This window comes from Janthinobacterium sp. (genome assembly GCF_009923995.1).
Classification (GTDB): Bacteria; Pseudomonadota; Gammaproteobacteria; order Burkholderiales; family Burkholderiaceae_D; genus Janthinobacterium.
Genome location: NZ_RFSK01000007.1, coordinates 98,615 through 121,563, shown reverse-complemented (window position 1 = coordinate 121,563; position 22,949 = coordinate 98,615). Strand labels below are relative to the sequence as shown.

The following is a 22,949-nucleotide window of genomic DNA, read 5'->3' as shown; positions in this document are numbered from 1 at the left end:
GCTCAGGGCAAGGCGCATGGCCGAAGACAGTACGACTGTACGGCAAGGCTATGCAACGCCGCCATGAGCTTTTTTCACTGTGATTAGTCGGCTTGTTTGCGCAGGAACGCTGGAATGTCGTACGTTTCCATACCGTTCTTCTCCATCGCGCGCACCTGCTCGGAAGCCGATTCGCGGCGCCATACGGCCGGTGCCTTCATGCCATCGAAACCGGCTGCCGGCGTGGCCACGCCCACGGTGGTCGTCGCAGCCTGCGCGCCGCCCATCGCCGCCGACGGGGTCAGCGGGCCGTTGTGGGTGCCGGTGCGCAGCACTTGCTGCGGTACCAGCTGGATGTTTTTCTTCGCGCGGCCCAGGCCCGTCGCCACCACGGTGACACGGATATCGTCGCCCATGGCGTCGTCGTAGGCGATGCCTTGTGCGATCGACGCGTCCGGCGCCGCAAACGCGCGCACGGCGGCCATGACTTCCTTGATCTCCTTGCCCTTCAAGCCACGGCTGGCCGTGACGTTGACCAGCACGCCGCGCGCGCCGGACAAGTCGATACCGTCCAGCAGCGGCGAAGCGACGGCCTGCTCGGCAGCGATGCGCGCGCGGTCGACGCCGGATGCCGTCGCCGTGCCCATCATGGCCTTGCCCTGCTCACCCATGATGGTTTTCACGTCGTTGAAGTCGACGTTGATATGGCCCGGCACGTTGATGATCTCGGCGATGCCGGCCACCGCGTTGTTGAGCACATCATCGGCGTGCTGCATCCATTCCAGCATGCTTTCATCTTCGTAGATCTCTTCCAGCTTTTCATTGAGGATGATGATCAGCGAATCGACGTGCAGCGACAGCTGCTCCAGACCTTCGTCGGCGATATCCATGCACTTCTGGCCTTCGTACGAGAATGGCTTGGAAACCACGGCCACCGTCAGCGCGCCCAGTTCCTTGGCCACTTCGGCCACGATGGGAGCGGCGCCCGTGCCCGTGCCGCCGCCCATGCCGGCAGCGATGAAGACCATGTGCGCGCCGCGCAGCGAATCGGCGATGCGCGTGCGCGATTCTTCCGCCAACTGGCGGCCGACGGCCGGCTTCATCCCGGCGCCCAGACCCGTATCGCCGATCTGGATGATGTTGTGGGCCTTCGAGGTTGACAGGGCCTGTGCGTCGGTATTGGCGGCAATGAACTCCACGCCCGACATGCCTTTGTTGATCATGTGTTGGACTGCATTGCCACCCGCACCGCCGACGCCGACGACCTTGATGACGGTACCTAAAGCTGTGTTATCGACCATATCGAACTCCATGATGTGCTCCTATCAGAATGCGGTTTCCAAGCGCCAGGCCTCATATTGGTAGGAGAACTGGAGATTGAAAACTGCGGTTAAATATAAAATTAAGTTATGTGTGTTTACCTGCGATGCTGCCAAAAAAACTGTGCTGCCGGGCGAAAATCATGCCCTTAAAAATTCCCTAAAAACCATTCCTTCATGCGCTGCCAGACTGCCTTCACCGAGCCGTCCTGACGCGTCACGATGTGACCGCGCAGGTATTGCTTTTTCGCTTCCAGCAGCAGGCCCAATACCGTGGCATAGCGCGGACTGCGCACCACGTCGGCCAGCTGGCCCCGATACTCGGGCGTGCCCAGGCGCGCCGGCTTCAGGAAAATGTCTTCCGCCATTTCCACCATGCCAGGCATGATGGAGGTGCCGCCCGTGAGCACGATGCCCGACGACAGCACGCCTTCGTAACCGGATTCGCGCACCACCTGGTGCACCATGGCGAACAGCTCTTCGACGCGCGGTTCGATCACGGCGGCCAGCGCCTGGCGCGACAGGTTGCGTGGACCGCGGTCGCCCAGGCCTGGCACTTCCAGCGATTCACCGGGATCGGCCAGGACCTGCTTGGCCACGCCATAGCGGATCTTGATTTCTTCCGCTTCCGCGGTCGGGGTGCGCAAGGCCATGGCAATGTCGTTGGTGATCTGGTCGCCGGCGATGGGAATGACTGCCGTATGGCGGATCGCGCCATCGGAGAACACCGCCACATCGGTCGTGCCGCCGCCGATGTCGATCAGCACCACACCCAGCTCCTTTTCATCGGGCGTGAGCACGGCGTCGGCCGAAGCCATCGGCTGCAGGATCAGGTCCGACACTTCCAGGCCGCAGCGGCGCACGCACTTGACGATGTTCTGCACCGCCGACACGGCGCCGGTGACGATATGCACCTTCACCTCCAGACGGATGCCGCTCATGCCGATAGGCTCGCGCACATCTTCCTGGCTGTCGACGATGAACTCTTGCGGCACCGTGTGCAGCAATTGCTGATCGGTCGGAATGTTAACCGCTTTTGCCGTCTCGATGACGCGCGCCACGTCGGTCGCCGTCACTTCTTTGTCCTTGATGGCCACCATGCCGCTGGAATTGAAGCTGCGGATATGGCTGCCGGCGATGCCCGCATACACATTGCGGATCTTGCAGTCGGCCATCAGCTCGGCCTCTTCCAGCGCGCGCTGGATGGACTCCACCGTAGCCTCGATATTGACCACCACGCCTTTTTTCAGGCCCTTCGATTCGTGCTGGCCCAGCCCGATCACTTCGTGGCGCCCGTCGGACATCACTTCGGCTACCACCGCCACCACTTTCGAGGTGCCGATGTCGAGGCCGACGATCAGGTTTTTCGCGTCTTTTGTCATTTCTGTCGCCTAGTTTTTGGGCTAATAATTAATTGATTAATTGGGTATTCGGTCAAGCCGGTTTTTTAATCGGACTGCTGTTCTTTTTCTTCATCACTGGCCTGCCATCCTTGCCTTCCGCCGGTATCACGAGGCCAGCGGAACTCAAGGCCAGGCCATTCTGGTAGCGCATGTCGATCGTGTCGATATTTTCCAGGCGGCTCGCCAGCTGCGGATAAATCCCCACCAGCCGGTCGACCCGCGCCTTCAGGGTCGTATGATTCTGCTCGCGTCCCAGCGCCACGCTCATGCCGTTATTCAGTTTCACGGTCCACGCGTAACGGCTCGACAGCGACAGGCTTTCCGGCACCATCTTCAGCGGTGCAAACCATTTTTCCAGCTGCACGTAGGTGGCCAGCACTTCCTTCTCGCTGCCGTCCGGGCCCGAAAACGCGGGCAGTTCATGGTCGTCTTCCGCTTCGGCCACATTGGCCGTAAACACGTCGCCCTTGACCGACAGCAGGCGTCCATCCTCGCCCCACGTGCCCAGCGCTTCGTGTTCTTCCAGCGCCACGATCAGCTGGTTGGGCCACTCGCGCCGCACGCTGGCGCGGCGCACCCAGGGCACCGCCTCGAACACGCCACGCACGCTTTCCAGGTTGGTCGTGAAAAAATTGCCCTTGATGCGCCCCAAGGTGCCGCTGCGTAGGGTCAGGTAATTCACGTGGCGCAGGCCCTTGTCGTCCGCGCTTTCCACCTTGATGGTGCGCAGGTCGAACATGGGACGCTGCGATACCCACCAGACGCCGGCCGCCACGCACACGACCAGAACCGCGGCCAGCAAGCCGTTGGCAGTCGTATTCAGGCTTTTAGCGTCATGCCACATATCAGTGCTGTCCCTTGTGCATTTTCAGGCGCGCGCCGGAGACGATTTCCAGGCACAGGTCTTCATAGCTGATGCCCACCGCGCGCGCCGCCATCGGCACGAGCGAATGGCCCGTCATGCCGGGCGAGGTATTCACCTCCAGCAGGAACAGTTTGCTGTCGGCCGCGCGCATCAGCACATCGACCCGTCCCCATCCTTCGCAGCCAAGGGCACGGTAGGCTTCCACGGCAATGCGCTCCATCTCCGCCACGATCGCCGGGTCCAGCTGCGGCGGGCAGAAATACTGCGTATCGTCGGTAAAATACTTGTTCTGGTAGTCGTAACTGCCTTGCGGGGCGACGATTTCAATCGGCGGCAGCGCGCGCGCCGTAGCGCCCTTGCCAAGGATCGCCACGGTGAACTCGCGACCCTGGATGAATTCCTCTGCCAGCACCGAATCATCGAGGCCGGCGGCGATATCGTAGGCCGCCTGGAAGGCCGAGGCCTCCTTGACAGTCGTGATGCCGATGCTCGAGCCTTCGTGCGGCGGCTTGACGATCAGCGGCAAGCCCAGTTCCGCTGCCACCTTGGCCAGGTCGGAGCTGTCGTCCAGCACAGCGTACTGCGGCGTCGGCAGCTTGTGCATCAGCCAGATCATCTTGGTATAGACCTTGTCCATGCCCACGGCGCAAGCCATCACGCCGCTGCCCGTGTAGGGAATGCCCAGCTGTTCCAGCGCGCCCTGCAGGCTGCCGTCTTCGCCGAAGCGGCCATGCAGCGCGATGAAGACGCGGTCAAATTTTTCAGCGGCCAGTTCGGCCAGGCTGCGCTCGCCCGTATCGAAGCCATGCGCATCCACGCCATGGCTTTTCAGCGCGGCCAGCACCCCCGTACCGGACATCAGCGACACTTCGCGCTCGGCCGAGCTGCCGCCGAACAGGACGCCGACCTTGCCCAATTGTTTTACATCGATAGCTGAAGCTTGGTTCACATCAGGCCTTTACAGTGTTGGATTGATACGTAGTCAGTTGTTGCGGGATGCCGCTGATGGAGCCCGCACCCATGGTCAGCACGACGTCGCCGTCGCGCGCCACGCTCATGATGGTGTCGGCCATGTCGGTCATGGATTCGACGAAAATCGGTTCGATCTTGCCGCGCGCGCGCAGCGCATGCGCCAGTGCGCGGCCATCGGCGGCGACGATGGGCGCTTCGCCCGCCGCATACACTTCGGACAGCAGCAGCACGTCGGGCGCGCCCAGCACCTTGACGAAGTCTTCGAACAGGTCACGCGTGCGGCTGTAGCGGTGCGGCTGGAACGCCAGCACCAGGCGGCGGCCCGGATAGGCGGCGCGCGCGGCAGCCAAAGTCACTTCCGTTTCCACCGGATGGTGGCCGAAATCGTCGACCAGGGCGAAGCTGCCACCATTCGGCAGCGCCACGTCGCCATAGCGCGTGAAGCGGCGGCCCACGCCGGAAAACTCCGCCAGGCCCTGCTGCGTGGCGCTGTCGGCGATGCCGATTTCGCGCGCGATGGCAATCGCCGAGCAGGCATTCTGCACATTGTGCATGCCGGGCTGGTTCAGCACCACGTCGAGGTCGGGATAGCCTTCCTGCAGCACGGTGAAATGCATTTCCAGGCCCACGGCGCGCGCATTGATGGCGCGCACTTGCGCGTCTTCCGCGAAACCGTAGGTGGTGACCGGCTTGGTCACGGACGGAATGATGGCACGCACGTGCGGATCATCGATGCACAGCATGGCGCGGCCATAGAACGGCAGGCGGTGCGTGAACTGCACGAAGGCCTGCTTGAGCTTTTCGAAATCGTGCTCGTAGGTGTCCATGTGATCGGCATCGATATTCGTGATCACTTCGATCATCGGCGTCAGGTTCAGGAACGAGGCATCCGATTCATCGGCTTCGGCCACCAGGTAGTCGCCCGAACCCAGCTTGGCGTTCGCGCCGGCGCTGGTCAAACGGCCGCCGATGACGAAAGTCGGGTCGAGACCGCCCTGCGCCAGCACGGAAGCAACCAGGCTGGTCGTCGTCGTCTTGCCATGCGTGCCGGCGATGGCGATGCCGCGCTTCAGACGCATCAGTTCACCGAGCATCACGGCGCGCGGCACCAGCGGGATCTTGCGCGCGCGCGCGGCCGCCACTTCCGGATTGTCCTGCGGGACGGCGCCCGACGTCACCACCGCGTCGGCGTCGCCGATATTTTCCGCCGCGTGACCGAGCATGACGGTCGCGCCCAGGCTCGCCAGGCGCTGCGTTGCCGCATTACTGCCCAGGTCGGAGCCCGACACCTTGTAGCCCAGGTTGACCAGCACTTCGGCGATGCCGCTCATGCCGCTGCCGCCAATGCCGACAAAGTGGATATTATTTACTTTATGCTTCACAGAGCTAACCTCATGCCAGTTTTTCCAATACGTGTGCGATCGCCTCATTGGCGTCGCGCTTGCCTGCTGCCAGTGCCGCCTGCGCCATCCGCTGGCAGCTATCGCGGCTCAGCGATGCCAGCAGGGCGCTCAGCGACGCCGCACTCATTTCCGTCTGCGGCAAATGAATCGCCGCGCCTTGTTTCGCCATCCACTGCGCGTTGTCGCGCTGGTGGCTGGTAGTCGACGCCACCAGGGGCACCAGCACGCTGGCCACGCCGGCCGCCGTCAGCTCCGACAGGGTGATCGCGCCAGCGCGGCAGATCACCAGGTCCGCTTCGGTATATGCCTTGGCCATGTCGTCGATGAAGTCGACCACATTGGCTTGCACGCCCGCCTGCGCATACGCGGCATGCAGGGCGTCGATATTCTTCTTGCCCGACTGGTGCGTCACCAGCGGACGCTCGCCTTCGGGCATCAGGGCCAGCGCGGCTGGCAGACTGTCGTTCAGCGCCTTCGCACCCAGGCTGCCGCCCACCACCAGGATGCGCAGCGGCCCGCTGCGGCCAGCAAAGCGCGCGGCCGGCGGCGCCATGGCCAGAATCTCGGCGCGCACGGGGTTGCCCGTGACGACGGCCTTGCCCGCGGCGCTGCCGAAATCGGTGGGAAAGCCGAAGCATACTTGCTGCGCCAGCGGAACCAGCGTCTTGTTCGACAGCAGCAGCGCGGCGTCGGCATTGACCAGCACCAGCGGCACGCCCTTCAGGCGCGCCATCAGGCCGCCCGGCACGGTCACGTAGCCGCCCATGCCCATCACCACGTCCGGCTTGCGGCGCGCGATGAAGCGGCGGATGGCAAAGAAACTGGCCAGCATCCTGAAGCCGCCCTTGACCGTGTGCGCCAGACCCTTGCCGCGCATGCCGGAGAATGCAATGGCGTCCATGGGAATGCCGCTCTTCGGCACCAGGTCCTGCTCCATGCCGTGGGTCGTGCCCAGCCAGCTCACTTCCCAGCCGCGCGCGCGCATGGTTTGCGCGATCGCCAGGCCAGGGAAAATATGGCCGCCGGTACCGGCCGCCATGATCATCAGTCTTTTCGTCGGTTTCAATGTCGTTACATTAGTCATAGCCGGCCTCCGCGCATCAGGATCCGGTTTTCGTAATCGATGCGCAGCAAAATCGCCAGGCCGATACAGTTAATCAGTACGCCCGTGCCGCCATAACTCATCAAGGGCAAGGTCAGGCCCTTGGTCGGCAGCAGGCCCAGGTTTACGCCCATGTTGATGAAGGTCTGCACGCCGATCCAGATGGCGATGCCTTTCGCCGTCAGGCCCGCGAACGTCTGGTCGATGGCGATCGCCTGACGGCCGATATCGAAGGCGCGCTTGATGATCCAATAGAACAGGCCGATCACGACCAGCACGCCCACCAGGCCCAGTTCCTCGCCGATCACGGCGAGCAAAAAGTCCGTGTGCGCTTCGGGCAGGTAATGCAGTTTTTCCACGCTGCCGCCCAGGCCCACGCCAAACAGTTCGCCGCGCCCGAAGGCGATCAGCGAGTGCGTCAGCTGGTACGCCTTGTTCAGCGCATTGTCTTCCTGCCACGGGTCGAGATACGCAAAAAACCGCTCGCGGCGGAATTTTGACAGGGCGATGATGGTGACGAAGATCGCCGTCAGCATGGCGCCGATGCCGCCGAACCAGATGGCGTTGACGCCGCCCAAAAACAAAATGCCCATGGCGATGCAGACGATCACGCCGAAGGCGCCCAGGTCAGGCTCCATCAGCAGCAGCAGGCCGACGAAGCTCACGGCCAGCGCCATCGGCATGAAGCCCTTGGTCAGCTTGTGCATGTATTCCTGCTTGCGCACCGTGTAGTCGGCCGCGTACAGCACCATCACCACCTTCATCAGCTCGGACGGCTGCGGACGCAGGCCCGGCAGGTTCAGCCAGCGGCGCCCGCCGTTGACGGACACGCCCAGGCCCGGTATCAGCACCATCACCAGCAGCACCAGGGTGCCGATGAACAGCCACGGGGCGATCTTTTGCCAGGTGGCGATGCGGATGCGGAACACCATCGCCCCGACGATGATCGACACGCCGATGAACAGCGCCTGGCGTACGACAAAATAATTGTTCGTGTAGGCGGCGAACTTGCGTGCGTCCGACAGCGAAATCGACGCCGAGTACACCATCACCATGCCCAGCAACATAAGCAGCAGCACCACCCACACCAGCGGCTGGTCGTATTCCATCATCTTCGACTGCCGCGCGCGGCCGTCCAGCGGCTTGGCAGCCGAGCCGGAACCGAAGCGGAATGGCAGTTGGAAGGCCATCAGATATCCTGTCCGTTTTCCAGGGCGATGTCGCGCACGGCGTCGACAAACACCTGCGCCCGATGCGCATAGTTCTTGAACATGTCCATGCTGGCGCACGCGGGCGACAGCAGCACCGCGTCACCGGCCAGCGCCAGGCTACTGGTGCGCTTGACGGCTTCCGGCAAGGTGGCGCAGTCGAGAATGTCGACGCCGGACGGCTCGAGCGCGGCGCGCAAGGCCGGCGCATCGCGGCCGATCAGTACCACGGCACGCACGTAGCGCGACACGGGTTCGGCCAGCGGCGAGAAGTCCTGCCCCTTGCCATCGCCGCCGGCGATCAGCACCAGGCGCTGCTCGGCGCCGCCGAAGGCCTTGCCCAGGCCGGACAGGGCCGCGACGGTCGCGCCCACATTCGTGCCCTTGCTGTCGTCGTAATACTCGACGTCGTTGACGGCGGTGATCAGTTCCACCCGGTGCGGCTCGCCCTGGTATTCGCGCAAGCCATGCAGCAGCGGCGCAAACGGCAGGCCGATGGCACGGCACAGGGCCAGCGCCGCCAGCGCATTCGCCGCATTGTGCTGGCCACGGATCTTCAGCGCATCGGCCGGCATCAGTTTTTTCGCCATCGTCGGCACCGGCTCCGGCGCCGGATCATTCTTCCTGCGCTTCTTCTCGATCACTTCTTCGCTGGGCACGGCTTGCGCCAGCCAGAAGATGCCCCGTTCATTGACCAGGCCAAAGCTGTCCACTTCCGCCGGTTCGCCCGTGCCGAAGGTGACGGTCTCGCGCAGCGGATCGGCCATGTGCATGACCAGCGCGTCATCGCGGTTCAAGATGCGCACGGTCTCGTCGCCGAAGATGCGCGCCTTGTCGGCAGCGTAGGCAGCCATGTCGCCATGCCAGTCCAGGTGGTCCTGCGACAGGTTCAGCACCGTGGCCGCATCGGCCTGCAGGCTGAAGGTCGTGTGGAGCTGGAAGCTGGACAGCTCCAGTATCCACGCCTGCGGCAAGGTGCTGGCGACAGGTTCCGCCGCTGCCTCGCCCGCTTCTGCTTCTGCTTCTGCTTCTGCTTCTGCTTCTGCGACAGCAGGCTGCGGCGCGGGCTCGGCATCCAGCACTTCGCGCAGCACGTCGAGCGCCGCCGGGCTGATATTGCCGGCCACGCGCGTGGCCAGGCCGGCGCGTTCGCACAGCAGCCCGACCAGGCTGGTGACGGTGGTCTTGCCATTAGTGCCCGTGATGGCGACGACTTTCGGCGCATAGCCGCGTTCCGCCTTCAAGGCGGCCAGCGCTTGCGCGAACAGTTCGATCTCGCCCCACACGGGGATGTTTTTCGCGGCGGCGGCCGGCGCGATAGCAGCCAGTTCACGGTGCGGTGCCAGGCCGGGGCTGACGGCGACGAAATCGACGCCATCGAGCAAATCCGCCGTGAAGGCGCCGGCGATGAACTGCGCCTGCGGCACGGCGGCCTGCAGGGCCGCCAGGCGCTCGGGCGCTTCCCGCGTATCGGCCACGCGCACGGCTGCGCCGCCGCGTGCCAGCCACAGGGCCATAGCCAGGCCCGACTCCCCGAGGCCCAGTACCAGTGCGGTTTGATTGAGGTACATCATCAGCGCAGCTTCAAGGTGGTCAGGCCGAGCAGCACCAGCATCATGGTGATGATCCAGAAACGCACGACAACCTGCGTCTCTTTCCAGCCTTTTTGTTCAAAATGGTGATGCAGTGGCGCCATCAGGAAGACGCGGCGGCCTGCACCATAGCGTTTCTTGGTGTATTTGAACCAGACGACCTGGATGATCACGGACAGCGTTTCGACGACGAAGATGCCGCCCATGATGAACAGGACGATTTCCTGGCGCACGATGACGGCGATGGTGCCCAGTGCGCCGCCCAGTGCCAGCGCGCCCACGTCGCCCATGAAGACCTTGGCGGGATGCGTGTTATACCAGAGGAAGGCCAGGCCGGAACCGGCCAGCGCGCCGCAGAAGATCACCAGCTCGCCGGCGCCCGGAATGTGCGGGATGAACAGGTAGCGCGCATACGTGGCGTTGCCCGTCAGGTAGGCGAACAGGCCCAGGGCCGTGCCCACCATCACGGTCGGCATGATGGCCAGGCCGTCCAGGCCATCCGTGAAGTTGACGGCGTTGCTGGTGCCGACGATAACGCAGTAGGTCAGCGCGATGAAGCCCCATACGCCCAGCGGATAGCTGATGGTCTTGAAGAACGGGACGATCAGGTCGGCCTTCGGCGGCAGATTCATGGCAAAGCCCGACTGCACCCAGGCGTAGATCAGGTTCCACACGTGGCCGGCGTCCGGTTCCGACACGGAGACGGAGAACGCCAGGTAGAAGGCGGCGACGATGCCGATCAGCGACTGCCAGAAGTATTTTTCGCGCGAACGCATGCCTTCCGGGTCCTGGTGCACCACCTTGCGGTAGTCATCGGCCCAGCCGACTGCGCCAAAGCCCAGCGTGACGATCAGCACGGGCCAGATGAAGCGGTTCGACAGGTCGGCCCACAGCAAGGTGGAAATGCCGATGGCGATCAGGATCAGCACGCCGCCCATGGTGGGGGTGCCGTGTTTTTTCAGGTGCGTTTGCGGACCGTCCGTGCGCACGGCCTGGCCGACCTTCATGCGCGTGAGCATGCGGATCACGGCGGGACCGGCGCACAGGCCGATCAGAATCGCCGTCAACGTGGCGAAGACGGCGCGGAAAGTGATGAAGTTAAAGACCCGCAGTGGGCCAATGTCGTCCTGGAAATAATGAGCGAGCCAGAGCAGCATGATTAGTGAGCTTCCTTGTTTTTGTTGTTTGAACCAATCAAATGCTGCACGGCCCGTTCCATTTTCATGAAGCGGGAGCCCTTGATTAATACTGTTGCATCCGAACGGCCGGACAAACGCGCATCGAGCGCCGCCAGCAAACCGTCGAACTGTTCGAAATACTCCACGACCGTGCCTGATTCCTGGCTCGCGGCAGCCTGCGCCGGATTGACCAGATGGCGCGCCAGGCCGCCCGTCGCCAGCACGTATTCAATGCCTTTGGCGGCGGCGTAGGCGCCGATCTCTTCGTGGAACTGCTGTCCCTGCGTACCGACTTCACCCATCTCGCCCAGCACCAGGATGCGCGGCGCGGCCGCTTGCGCCAGCACGTCGATGGCCGCGCGCGCCGAGTCCGGATTGGCGTTATACGTGTCGTCGATGATGGTGGCGCCATTGGCGGCGCGCTTTTTCTGCAGGCGGCCATTCACGGGAGCAAACGCTTCCAGGCCCTGCTTGACATGCTCGATGGCGATGCCGGCGCCCACGGTGCATGCCACCGCTGCCAGCGCATTGCGCACATTGTGTTCTCCCGCCGCCTGCAAGCCGACGAAGAACTGGCGCAAGCCGCCGTCCTGCGCGCGCACGCTGACGAACATGTCGCTGCCAAAATCCTCGGCCGCGCGGTGCGTGCAGCTCACGTCCGCCTCTTTCGACAAGCCGAAGGTGATGACGGTGCGCGCGCCGGCCAGTTCGCGCCACAGGGGCGTGAATTCGTCGCCGTGCGGGAAGACAGCCACGCCATCGTCTCCCAGGGCAGCCAGCGCGGCGCCGTTCTCGCGCGCTACAGCTTCCACCGTATGCATGAATTCCTGGTGTTCGCGCTGCGCGTTGTTGACCATCGCCAGCGTCGGTGCGGCAATCGCCGCCAGGCGCGCAATTTCTCCCGGATGGTTCATGCCCATCTCGATGACAGCCGCCTTGTGTTCCCCGTGCAGGCGGAACAGGGTCAGGGGCACGCCGATTTCATTATTCAGGTTGCCGCGCGTGGCCAGCCGTTCCTCGTCGCCAAAGGCCGCTGCCAGGATGGACGAAATCATCTCCTTGACGGTGGTCTTGCCGTTGCTGCCGGTGACGCCAATGACGGGCAGGCTGAAACGGCTACGCCAGTAATGGGCAATGCGGCCCAGCGCCACCAGGCTATCGGGCACCACGATGGCCGGTACCTTGGCGCTGTCCCAGCCGGCAGGCAGGCGCTCGACCACCACGGCGGCGACGCCGCTGGCGGCCACCTGGCCGAGGAAGTCATGGGCGTCGAAGCTCTCGCCGCGCAGGGCGACGAACAGCGAACCGGCTTGGGCGCTGCGGCTGTCCGTGGATACGCCGGAAAAACTGGCGTCGCCCGTCCGCTGCGCGCCGTGCAGCGATGGCATCAGTTCCGTCAGGGTTGCGTGCATGAGGCGATCCATCAATTCGTCCTCATCATCGTCAGGCGCGCGGACAGGGCCAGCTGCGCATGGTCGGCATCCGAGAACGGCAGTTTCTTGCCCTTGATTTCCTGGTATGGCTCATGGCCCTTGCCCGCCAACAGGATCACGTCCGGCTTGGCAGCGTGCTTGATGGCCGACAGGATGGCCGCGGCGCGGTCTTCGATGGCCTGCGGCTGCGGGCCGTCGGCACGCATGCCGGCGACGATCTGCGCGATGATGGCGTGCGGATCCTCGCTGCGCGGATTGTCGCTGGTGACCAGCACGTGATCGGCCAGCTGCGCGATGGCGCCCATCTGCGGGCGCTTGCCCGGATCGCGGTCGCCGCCGCAGCCGAACACGCACCACAAGTCGCCGCCCCGCTCCTGCGCCACCTGGCGCAAGGCGCTCAGGGTCTTTTCCAGCGCGTCCGGCGTATGCGCGTAGTCGATGACGACCATCGGCGCTTCCTGGCCGCCGACCTGCTGCATGCGGCCCGGGGCCGGCTGCAGCGATTCGATGCCGTCGATGGCGGCGCGCAGGCCGGTGCCGTGCGCCAGCAAGGCGCCCAGTACGGCCAGCGCATTGCTGATATTGAAGTGGCCCACCAGCTGCGTCTTGACCAGCGCCACGCCGAGCGGGCACTCAAGGTGGAAGTCGGTGCCGGCATTGCGGCTGCGGAACTGGCTGGCGCGCAACATCAGCACGCCGGGCAGGTCCGGCAAGGCCGCCGCATCCTGCAAGGTGTAGCCGATGACGGGATACTCGCCGGCCAGCTTGCCGTCCACGTGGCGCGCCAGGCGCAGGCCCATGGCGTCGTCCAGGTTGATGACGGCCGTTTTCAAGCCGGGCCAGTCGAACAGCTTGACCTTGGCCGCCTCATAGGCAGCCATGTCGCCGTGATAATCGAGATGGTCGCGCGTCAGGTTGGTAAACATGGCGACGTCGAAATGCATGCCTGCCGCGCGTTCCTGGTCCAGGCCGATCGACGACACTTCGATGGCGACGGCCTGCGCGCCGGCATCGCGCATGGCGGCCAGTTTGCGCGCCAGCAGCACGGCATCGGGCGTGGTGTAGCCAGTGACGTCAAAGTCGATTCCGCCGCGTGGCCGGCACAGGCCCACGCCCAGCGTGCCGATCACGGAGGAAGTGACACCGAGGCGCGCCAGCGCCTGCGCCAGCCACAGGGCGCACGAGGTCTTGCCGTTGGTGCCCGTCACGCCGGCGCTGAACATGGCGCTGTCCGGCATGCCGTAGAACGCGTGGGCGACAGGGCCGGCCAGGCGTTTCAGCTCGGCGACGGCCAGGTGCGGCACGTTCCAGGCCGCGTCCCAGGAAAAGCCGGTATCGTCGAACACGATGGCAGCGGCGCCCTGCTCGATGGCCGCGGCGATGAAATGGGTGGCGCCCGCATAGGCGAAAAACACGTCGCCGCGCTGCACGCGGCGCGAATCGGACGTCAGCTGCCCGGACGGGGCAGCCGCTTTGATCCACAAACTGATGTCTTGTATGGTCATGAGTGACTTCACATGGCCTCCGGGCCGGCATTGGCCGGGACCACGATTTCTGTAACGGAGGAGTCGGGCGGTACGTTCATCGCGCGCAGCGCGTTGGTCGCAATCGCCGCGAAAGCGGGAGCGGCAACCTGGCCACCATAGTGGGCCGGGCCGGTCGGTTCATCGATCATCACGGCAATGATGAAGCGCGGCGCCGACATCGGCACCATGCCCACGAAAGAGCCGATGTATTTGCGCGGCATCGCGTAGCGGCCGTTTTCAACCTTGTAGGCGGTACCCGTCTTGCCGCCCACGCGGTAGCCGGCGACCTGGGCGCGCTTGGCCGAGCCGTGCGCGCCGGAGACCACCAGTTCCAGCATGGCGCGCATTTCGGCGGCCGTCTTGGGCTTGATCACCTGCTGGCCCACGGGCAGTTCCGTGACCTTCTGGAACGACAGTGGAATCGTGTCGCCATCGCGCGCGAACATCATGTACGAGCGCGCCAGCTGGATCAGCGAGACGGAAATGCCGTTACCGTAGCTCATGGTCGCCTGCTCCACCGGGCGCCACGATTTATACGGACGCACACGGCCGGCCACGGCGCCGGGGAAGCCCCATTTCGGCTGCTGGCCGAAGCCCACCTTGGTAAACATTTCCCACATTTCCTGCGACGGCATGCCCAGCGCGATTTTCGAGGTGCCGATGTTCGACGACATTTCGATGATCTCGGAGACATTGATGACGCCGTGCGGCTTGGTGTCGGTGATCGTGCGGTCGGCGATGGTGTAGCGGCCCGGTCCCGTGTCGATCAGGGTGGTCGGCTTGACCCGGCCCGTGTCGAGCGCCAGCGAGACGGTGATCGGTTTCAGCGTGGAGCCGGGTTCGAAGGTATCGGTCATGACGCGGTTGCGCAGCTGCTGGCCCGTGAGCTTGCGGCGGTCGTTCGGGTCGTAGCTGGGGTAGTTGGCCAGGGCCAGCACTTCGCCCGTGTGCACGTCGAGCACGACGGCGCCGCCGGCCTTGGCATTGAATTTTTCCACCGCTTCCTTCAGCTGCGTGAAGGCGATGTACTGGATCTTGCTGTCGACGGACAGGGTCAGGTCCTTGCCGTCATGCGGTTCGTGGATGAAGCCGATGTCTTCGACGATGTGGCCCAGGCGGTCCTTGATCACGCGGCGGCTGCCGGTGGTGCCGACGAGGGTTTTCTGCTGCGCCAGCTCCATGCTTTCCTGGCCCACGTCTTCCACGTTGGTAAAGCCCACCACGTGGGTCATCACTTCGCCCTGTGGATAAAAGCGCTTGTATTCCTTGCGCTCGTCGATGCCGTCGATGCCCAGTTTGGAAATCTTGTCGGCCACGTCCATCTCGACCTGGCGCTTCAGGTAAACAAAGCTGCGGTCCGAATCGAGCTTCTTGCGCAATTCGTTGACGTTCATTTCCAGCAGGCCCGCCAGCGCATTGATTTTCTCGGGCGGCGCCTGCAGCACGTCGTCCGGAATCGCCCAGATGGCTTTCACGGGCACGGACGAGGCCAGCACCTGGCCATTGCGGTCGGTGATCTTGCCGCGCGTGGCCGGCAATTCCAGGGTGCGCTCATAGCGCGCCTTGCCCTGCTTTTGCAGGAACTGCGTCGACACGCCCTGCAGCCACAGGGCGCGCGCGCCCAGGCCGGCGAAGGCGAAGAACAGCAGGAACAGCACGACGCGCGAACGCCAGACGGGCAGACGCACCGCCAGTACGGGGTTCTTCGAGAATGGCACGCCTTTCGATGCTGCCACCCGGCCGTTGCTGTTACCGCCCAACTTCATTATTCACCCTCCGTCAGGTATTGCGTACGTGCCGCCGTCAGCGGCGTCATGCTCAGGTCACGCCGTGCGATGGCTTCGATGCGTTCATGCTTGCCCAGGGTCGACTGGTCCAACTGCAGCTGCGCCCAGTCGATGTCGAGCTGGCGCGACAGCGCCTGTGCGCGTTCCAGGTCGATCAGCAGGTGGCGCGACTGGTACTGCGCGTTCACCAGCGACAGGCCGCAGCACACCAGCAGGGCCGACAGCACGACACACAGCTTGCCAGTCATCGGGCGCCGCCATATGCAGGGGCAGCCAGCGGCAGACGCTGCGCCACGCGCATCACGGCCGAACGCGAGCGCGGGTTCGCCTCGATCTCGGCATCGGACGGCTTCATCTTCGCAATCAGCTTCATTTCCGGCTGCGGCAAGTCGACGGCGCGGATCGGCAGACGGCGGTCAGGCTGCTCCACGTTCGCCTTCGAGGCGAAGAAGCGCTTGACCATGCGGTCTTCCAGCGAGTGGAAGCTGATCACGGCCATGCGCGCGCCGGGCGCCAGGCAGGCGTACGCCTGGTTCAGGCCGATCTCGAGATCCTCGAGCTCTTTGTTAATGAAAATGCGTATGGCCTGAAAGGTGCGGGTAGCGGGGTCCTTACCCTTCTCGCGGGTCTTGACGGCGCCTGCCACGATGCCGGCAAGCTGTCGTGTGCTTGAAATTGGCTGGACTGCCCGGCCAGCAACAATCGCCTTTGCAATCTGAAAAGCAAACCGTTCTTCCCCATAATCGCGTATCACTTTCTCTAAATTCTGCTCGGTTTCCACCGCCAGCCATTCGGCCGCGGAGATGCCGCGCGTCGTATCCATGCGCATGTCCAGCGGTCCGTCGTTGCGGAAGCTGAAACCGCGCGCCGCGTCGTCGACTTGCGGCGACGAGATGCCCAGGTCGAGCAAGATGCCGTCCACCTGCTGCACGCCGCGGTCGGCCAGGCTGGCCGTCATGGTGGCAAAGCTGTCATGGACAATTTCAAAACGGGGGTCGCCGATCTGTTCGGCCGTGGCGATGGCCTGCAAGTCCTTGTCGAAACCGATCAGGCGCGCATCGGACGCCAGGCGCGACAGGATCAGACGGCTATGCCCGCCGCGGCCAAACGTGCCGTCGACGTAAATGCCATGCGCGCGGTCGCCCGACAGGTCGAGCGCATCGACCGCTTCATCAAGCAGCACCGTGCGATGCTGAAATTCCGGCACCGTGAGTAGTGTCATTACGGAGCCTTAGAAAGAAAAATTGGAAAGTACATCGGGAGTGCCGGCATCGATCGCCTGCTGTTCTTGTTCGGCCAGTTTGGCGGCATCCCATATTTCAAAGTGGCTGCCCATGCCGATCATCATCACTTCGCGCGACAGCCCCACGGCGTTGCGCAATTCGGGCGAGATCAGCACGCGGCCGGCCGAGTCGAGTTCCACGTCAACGGCGTTGCCGAGGAAGATGCGCTGCCAGGCGCGCGCCGACATGGGCCAGGTGGCGATTTGCTGGCGGTGGCTTTCCCACACGGGGCGGGGGAAAAACAGCAGGCAGCCGTCAGGGTGTTTGGTCAGGGTCAAGCGGCCTTCGCATTGAATCGCCAGCGCGTCACGGTGCTTGGCAGGGATAGACATCCTGCCTTTGGCATCGAGATTGATTGCGGACGCGCCTTGAAACACGGAAGACCTTTTTGAGCTTGGGTTGCGATGCCTTGGCATCACGCCGATATGGGGAAATTTCCCACAAAAATACACTTTTTCACACAGTTGCCCACTTTAGAGTAAGCAAAGATAGTGGTCAAGCGGTTTCCGATTGGCAAAACAGGAATTTTATTAATGAAATTAAGGACTTAGCGCATATCGTTGAAGGAGTCTCAAATAAAAATATATCGATAAATTAGATACTTATGGAACATAGTGAATGTGGTACCTCATCTGCACACATGTGTTTTCCTACCGTAAACATCGAAAAAGACGAAATCGAAAAATTGAATTTTTTACAGTTAGTTGACACACGACAATAGTTTCGTCGTGCGAGCACAACGGCAATTTACACCCAAGAAACACTTGGTTTTCGGCAAAAAATTACCGCGGATGGCAGCCGCTGCCGCCATTTTCCGGGCCTGGCATCGCCAGCGAAAATTTTTTTTGCATTGCAGCAATTAATTGGAATCAAGAAACTTTAACCAATTGTTCATTTTTAGTTGTATATACAACTTTATCTTAAACGCTATATTTTTAGAAACAAAAAAAGCCCCTTTGCGGGGGCTTTGGGACGGTGCGCAGCAGGAAAGCGCCGCGGCCGGTACGCTCCCCGGCAAGCCGGGAAGCCTAGAATTCAAGTGAAGCAGGCCGGTAGGCCGGATTTTGTTACGGCGCCTTCCTTGCGGTCGGCGCTATGACAGTCATTCCTCTAGGCGCCAGATTACTCGGGCGCTCAAGCTTTCTACCCGCACGCTCCGCGAGCAGCATCATCGCGTGCCTATTTGAAATTGCACCAGGTGGAGGTTACCGCGTTTCACCGTAACTTAATACGCTCGTCTCTGTGGCCCTATTCCTCGCCTTATACTCCCCCGACATACAAGTACGCCGGGTCGGCTTTCAGCGGACGGCCGTTAACCGTCACCCCGCTCTATGGAGTCCGGACCTTCCTCCCGCCAGCGCATTGCTGCGCCGGCCAGCGACTGTCTGGCCTGCTTCACCCGCCATTGTACCGCGCCGCAGTATGTTTCTGCAAAAGGCCCGTGCGGGCGCGGTGCCGGGTGCCGGACGCCCTCGCCGCCCCCCGCCCGGGGGATTGTGTAATTCGGTGTCGCCATTTCAAAAGCCGGGCCAAATCGGCTCACATAGAATGACGCAAGCTGCGCGCATCCCGATGCGGCGCATGCGCTCCGTTTGCCCGATTTTTCTTTGCCATTCAACTAGAACATAAAGAGCCGAACATGACGCAACAACCCCGTACCGGCGGCCAGATCCTGGTCGATGCCCTGCAGATCCACGGTGTCGACACCGCCTTTGGCGTGCCTGGCGAAAGCTACCTCGACGTGCTCGACGCCCTGCACGACTCGGGCATCCGCTTCATCATCAACCGCCAGGAGGGCGGCGCCGCCTTCATGGCCGAAGCCTACGGCAAGCTGACCGGCAAGCCGGGCATCTGCTTCGTCACGCGGGGACCGGGCGCCACCAACGCCTCGATCGGCGTGCACACGGCCTACCAGGATTCCACGCCGATGATTTTGTTCATCGGCCAGGTGGGCAATGATTTCGTCGACCGCGAAGCGTTCCAGGAAATCGACTACCGCCGCATGTACGGCCAGATGGCCAAGTGGGTGGCGCAGATCGACCGCGCCGAGCGCATCCCCGAATACCTGGCGCGCGCCTTCCAGGTGGCCACCAGCGGCCGCCCCGGCCCCGTCGTGCTGGCCCTGCCGGAAGACATGCTCATCTCGCTGGCCACGGTGGCCGACACGCGCGCCTACCGGCCCGTGCAGGCGGCGCCATCGGACGCGCAGCTGCAGCAGCTGCGCGCCATGCTGGCGGCCGCGAAGCAGCCGCTGGTGTTGCTCGGCGGCACCACCTGGACGCCGCAGGCATGCGCCCACCTGCAGCAGTTCGCGGAAAGCAACCACTTGCCCGTCGCCTGCGCCTTCCGCTTCCAGGACTTGCTCGACAATGCCCACCCGAACTACATCGGCGATGTCGGCATCGGCATCAACCCGAAACTGGCCGCGCGCGTCAAGGAGGCCGACCTGGTCATCGCCATCGGTCCGCGCCTGGGCGAAATGACGACGGGCGGCTACACCCTGTTCGAGTCGCCCGTGCCGCGCCAGCGCCTCGTGCACATCCACACGGATGCCGAGGAGCTGGGCAGCGTCTACCAGGCCGAGCTGATGATCAACAGCGGCATGCCGCAGGCGTGCGCGCTGCTGGCCGCCATGGCTCCCGTCGACGCTTCCGCATGGAAACACACGCCGGCCGCCGCCAAGGCCGAGCTGGCCGCCTACCAGGGGCAGCCGCCCATCTTCCAGGATGGCGAGGCGCCGCTGGACCTGTGGCAGGTGACGCAGGACATCATGGCGCAGGTACCGCCTGACACCATCCTGACGAACGGCGCCGGCAACTACGCCTCGTGGGCGCACCGCTTCTACCGCTACGGCGGCATGCGCACGCAGCTGGCGCCGACGAATGGCGCCATGGGCTACGGCGTGCCGTCCGGCGTGGCGGCGAAGATCGTGCACCCGGAGCGCACCGTGATCACCTTTGCCGGCGACGGCGAATACATGATGAATGGCCAGGAGCTGGCCACGGCCGTGCAATACCAGGCGGGCGTGGTCATCATCGTCTTCAATAACCAGATGTTCGGCACCATCCGCATGCACCAGGAGCGCGACTACCCGGGCCGCGTGTCGGGAACGACCCTGCACAACCCGGACTTTGCGGCGCTGGCGCAAGCGTATGGCGCCCATGGCGAAGTGGTGAATGCGACGCAAGAGTTCGCTCCTGCCCTGCAGCGCGCCCTGGCGCACGCGAAAACGCACAACTTGCCGGCCTTGATCGAGCTGCGCTATGACGGCAACCTGATCACGCCGAACGCGACGCTGGCCACCATCCGCGCGACGGCGGAAAAAGCGCAGGCGGCAAAGTAATCCCGCGTCAAGGCGAGAAAATACAAAGGCCCGGTCGATACCGGGCCTTTTTCATATCACGACAACAACATTGACTACGCGGCGGGCGTCTCCGCGCCGTCCTGCGCAGGCAGCGGCGCGGGCGCCTCGGGCATGGGCGGACATGGGGTGCACGTCTTCAAGGGGCGGCCAAAGTCACGCACGCGGCTCAGTTTCATGGGCATGCGCACATTGCCGCCGCAGTAATCGCCTTCCAGGGTCAGGGTCTGCCCATCCTTGGAAAACTTGCCGACGATGGTGCGCTCTTCGTTGTCGGCGCCGGCGATGGTGAAGTCGAAGGCGCCCGTGGCCGCATCCAGGTTGACGTCGTTGGCCACGATGGGCCAGCTCAGGGCGCCGGCCGTGAATTCATAGATGACGGAATCGGCCTCGGCAAAGCGATGCAGGGTCACGCGCTGGCCGCCGATCTCGCCGCTGTCCTTCTGCAGGCACAGGTCCGAGTACACGGCCACGCCATAGCGCTCCAGGCCGGCAGGCTTCTTGCCCTTGGCGGCGGCAATGGCGCCACCCGTGGCGCCGGCGAGCAGCAGCGCGGCCAGCATGGCGGCCAGGCGCGGCGATTTCAATGAATTCATGGCATTCCTTTACTTTAGTAACGGCAACATTATAACTGGCGCGCCCATGCAAAAACGCGCCGCCAGGACTAGCCTGGAGACGCGTTTCTTTGCTTTAAGACATCCCCGGAGGGATGCCTGCAGCGGTACTAAGCTTCGCTTGCGCGAATATTAGAACGAGTGACGAACGCCAACGTTGAAGGCTTTGTCGCCCGTACCGACGTTGCTGTTGTTGCCAACAGTGTAGCCAGCGAAGTTTTTGTTCTTGATCTTGGCGTACGAAGCGTAGGTGCTCGTGCGCTTCGACAGAGCGTAGGAGTAACCCAGTGCCCATTGATCAGCATCAGCGTTAGCCGAAGTCTTGTCGTTCGTGCGGATGAACGAAGCCATTACGGTGCCAGCTGGGCCGACAGGTACGGTTGCGCCAACCAGGATGTTGTTGCTGTCGGTGCTAGCAGCTGCCGAGGTGTAGTTGAAGGCGTTGACGGTGCCGTTGTTACGGTTAGCACTGTTGTTGCCTTTGTTCACGCCGTAAGCGATGTAGCCTTTAGCAACTGCGAAGTCGTAGTTAGCTGCAGCCAACCAGTTGCTGCCGCTACCTTGTTCGATGGTCGCGGTGTCGTTGCTGGTGTTGTTGTAAGCCAGACGTGCGTTCAGAGGACCGTTCGAGTAGCCAGCCGACGCGCCGATTTTGCGGCCGATTTTGTTCGAATCAGCGTTTTCGCCGAAGGTGTAAGCCACGTCAGCGTCAAAGCCGTTGAAGTTTGGCGAGGTGTACAGCACGGTGTTGCTGGTGCGGGTGTTCGATGGGAACAAGTTCTTAGCGGAACCAGCGTAGCCAGCTGCGAATGGATCAGCAACTTTCGACAGGGTGTTGTACCAAGGGGTGTATTGACGACCCAGGGTCAGGGTACCGGTCGTTTTGCTGCTCAGACCAACGTAAGCTTGACGGTTGAACAAGGTGCCCGAAACGTCTTGCTGACCGTTGTCAACGCTGAAGCCCGATTCCAGAACGAACAGAGCCGACAGGCCGCTGCCCAGATCTTCGGTGCCTTTGAAGCCCAGACGCGATGCCGAAGCAATGCCGCTGTCCAGTTTGTTGACGTTGCCGTTAACACCGCCGCGCTCGCTGACGAAACCAGCGTCAACGGTACCGTAGATAACAACGCTCGATTGAGCTTGGGCTACGCCAGTGGCTGCTGCCAGGACTGCCAGGGTGATCAGAGTTTTTTTCATTGCAATTTCCTTTAATTTTTGAAGCAAAAAGTAATACAGCCTATGCATCTCGAGCTGCGCTCTAACAGAGCGCTTTTTATGAGTGAGGGCAAGGTCTCCACCTGCCACATTGCTGTTCCGGTCAGGGGAACAGTCATATCGGTATCGGCACGCTATTGCACCGATAAGCTTGAAGGCTGCATGACGACCGTATTTTCGTGCGCCGGTTCGGTGCTCAAAGGGCACCGGAAGCGGCACTATAACGACCGTTTCACATTCCATCAAGTTCCAACATGTTACTTCCGGTACCAGGCCGAGGGCTTTTTCAGGCATCCCGACCATCGCCAACCGTACTACGCGACAGAGCCAGTGCCCCTTGCCAACCAATGCATTGGCCTGATTGACCATTCCATCATAGCGCATGCCTTGTGGGCACCCGTTGTATTAGTGCAACAGTATCAGGCGCATGATTAAAACATCAACATGCTTCACCCATCATTCACCGTTCACGACTTACGCGACAAAGCGCACAGTTTGTAAGGTGATAATGGATAAACGGGACGAAGCATACACCGCATCGCCGATGTTTGCTGCGCAGCGCCCAAAAACGGGATATTCCGCGCCCTGTTTTGGTGCGTTGCCGCATTATTCAGGGGCGTAGGGCCGCATTTCGAGGTCGTTGGCGGCGGCAGGAAAATGGCCAGAGTAACAATGGAATTACTGACTCATCGGTAATTTAAATTGCTCA

18 protein-coding genes and 1 other RNA gene are annotated in these 22,949 nt (G+C 62.7%); 1 reads left to right on the top strand and 18 read right to left on the bottom strand.

The annotated features are described in order from the left end of the window. Window positions 1-83: 83 nt before the first annotated feature. From ftsZ to rnpB, 16 genes are all read right to left on the bottom strand, one after another. Entirely contained in the window at window positions 84-1,292 is a 1,209-nt protein-coding gene (ftsZ, locus tag EBS11_RS05795; RefSeq protein WP_290601223.1) for a cell division protein FtsZ, read from the bottom strand. 155 nt (window positions 1,293-1,447) lie between these two features. After that, on the bottom strand, window positions 1,448-2,680 hold the full coding sequence (ftsA, locus tag EBS11_RS05790) for a cell division protein FtsA (RefSeq protein ID WP_010394955.1): 1,233 nt from the start codon (window positions 2,678-2,680) through the stop codon (window positions 1,448-1,450). Window positions 2,681-2,732: 52 nt separating this feature from the next. Beyond that, window positions 2,733-3,545 carry a cell division protein FtsQ/DivIB gene (locus tag EBS11_RS05785; RefSeq protein WP_290601218.1) on the bottom strand — a complete coding sequence of 271 codons (813 nt, stop codon included), beginning with the start codon at window positions 3,543-3,545 and terminating at the stop codon, window positions 2,733-2,735. Between the two features lies 1 nt (window position 3,546). After that, a complete protein-coding gene (locus EBS11_RS05780; protein WP_290601217.1) occupies window positions 3,547-4,515 on the bottom strand; it encodes a D-alanine--D-alanine ligase in 969 nt (322 codons plus the stop codon). Window position 4,516: 1 nt separating this feature from the next. Beyond that, window positions 4,517-5,920 (bottom strand): UDP-N-acetylmuramate--L-alanine ligase, encoded by a 1,404-nt coding sequence (murC, locus tag EBS11_RS05775; RefSeq protein ID WP_131376196.1) that lies wholly within the window; start codon window positions 5,918-5,920, stop codon window positions 4,517-4,519. 10 nt (window positions 5,921-5,930) lie between these two features. Further along, window positions 5,931-7,025 carry an undecaprenyldiphospho-muramoylpentapeptide beta-N-acetylglucosaminyltransferase gene (gene murG, locus EBS11_RS05770; protein WP_290601216.1) on the bottom strand — a complete coding sequence of 365 codons (1,095 nt, stop codon included), beginning with the start codon at window positions 7,023-7,025 and terminating at the stop codon, window positions 5,931-5,933. Next, window positions 7,022-8,233 (bottom strand): putative lipid II flippase FtsW, encoded by a 1,212-nt coding sequence (gene ftsW, locus EBS11_RS05765; protein ID WP_131376201.1) that lies wholly within the window; start codon window positions 8,231-8,233, stop codon window positions 7,022-7,024. Before ftsW ends, murG begins: the two co-directional genes overlap by 4 nt. Then, on the bottom strand, window positions 8,233-9,825 hold the full coding sequence (gene murD / locus EBS11_RS05760; protein ID WP_290601215.1) for a UDP-N-acetylmuramoyl-L-alanine--D-glutamate ligase: 1,593 nt from the start codon (window positions 9,823-9,825) through the stop codon (window positions 8,233-8,235). The genes ftsW and murD overlap by 1 nt, the downstream gene beginning before the upstream one ends. Continuing rightward, entirely contained in the window at window positions 9,825-11,000 is a 1,176-nt protein-coding gene (mraY, locus tag EBS11_RS05755) for a phospho-N-acetylmuramoyl-pentapeptide-transferase (protein ID WP_290601214.1), read from the bottom strand. The genes murD and mraY overlap by 1 nt, the downstream gene beginning before the upstream one ends. A gap of 2 nt (window positions 11,001-11,002) precedes the next feature. Further along, a complete protein-coding gene (gene murF, locus EBS11_RS05750) occupies window positions 11,003-12,433 on the bottom strand; it encodes a UDP-N-acetylmuramoyl-tripeptide--D-alanyl-D-alanine ligase (protein ID WP_290601213.1) in 1,431 nt (476 codons plus the stop codon). Between the two features lie 11 nt (window positions 12,434-12,444). Then, a complete protein-coding gene (locus EBS11_RS05745; protein WP_290601212.1) occupies window positions 12,445-13,959 on the bottom strand; it encodes a UDP-N-acetylmuramoyl-L-alanyl-D-glutamate--2,6-diaminopimelate ligase in 1,515 nt (504 codons plus the stop codon). An 8-nt stretch (window positions 13,960-13,967) separates the two neighbouring features. After that, entirely contained in the window at window positions 13,968-15,746 is a 1,779-nt protein-coding gene (locus EBS11_RS05740; protein ID WP_290601211.1) for a penicillin-binding protein 2, read from the bottom strand. Continuing rightward, complete coding sequence (ftsL, locus tag EBS11_RS05735; RefSeq protein ID WP_010394930.1) at window positions 15,746-16,015, bottom strand: cell division protein FtsL; 270 nt, start codon at window positions 16,013-16,015, stop codon at window positions 15,746-15,748. The genes EBS11_RS05740 and ftsL overlap by 1 nt, the downstream gene beginning before the upstream one ends. Beyond that, a complete protein-coding gene (gene rsmH, locus EBS11_RS05730; RefSeq protein WP_290601206.1) occupies window positions 16,012-16,989 on the bottom strand; it encodes a 16S rRNA (cytosine(1402)-N(4))-methyltransferase RsmH in 978 nt (325 codons plus the stop codon). The genes ftsL and rsmH overlap by 4 nt, the downstream gene beginning before the upstream one ends. 9 nt (window positions 16,990-16,998) lie before the next feature. Beyond that, window positions 16,999-17,427 (bottom strand): division/cell wall cluster transcriptional repressor MraZ, encoded by a 429-nt coding sequence (mraZ, locus tag EBS11_RS05725; protein ID WP_290601205.1) that lies wholly within the window; start codon window positions 17,425-17,427, stop codon window positions 16,999-17,001. Window positions 17,428-18,087: 660 nt separating this feature from the next. Beyond that, an RNA gene (gene rnpB / locus EBS11_RS05720) (RNase P RNA component class A) lies at window positions 18,088-18,447 on the bottom strand. A 242-nt stretch (window positions 18,448-18,689) separates the two neighbouring features. On the opposite strand from rnpB, the gene EBS11_RS05715 reads away from it, so the two are divergent. Further along, window positions 18,690-20,393, top strand: a complete 1,704-nt coding sequence (locus tag EBS11_RS05715; RefSeq protein WP_290601204.1) for a thiamine pyrophosphate-binding protein — start codon at window positions 18,690-18,692, stop codon at window positions 20,391-20,393. Between the two features lie 74 nt (window positions 20,394-20,467). Here the strand turns inward: EBS11_RS05715 and EBS11_RS05710 are convergent, their stop codons facing one another. Then, window positions 20,468-21,007: a hypothetical protein gene (locus tag EBS11_RS05710; protein ID WP_290601202.1), complete on the bottom strand. Its 540-nt coding sequence runs from the start codon at window positions 21,005-21,007 to the stop codon at window positions 20,468-20,470. A 150-nt stretch (window positions 21,008-21,157) separates the two neighbouring features. Next, the gene (locus EBS11_RS05705) at window positions 21,158-22,624 is read right to left on the bottom strand and encodes a porin (RefSeq protein WP_365954890.1); all 1,467 of its coding nucleotides are present in this window, start codon (window positions 22,622-22,624) and stop codon (window positions 21,158-21,160) included. Window positions 22,625-22,949: the final 325 nt, after the last annotated feature.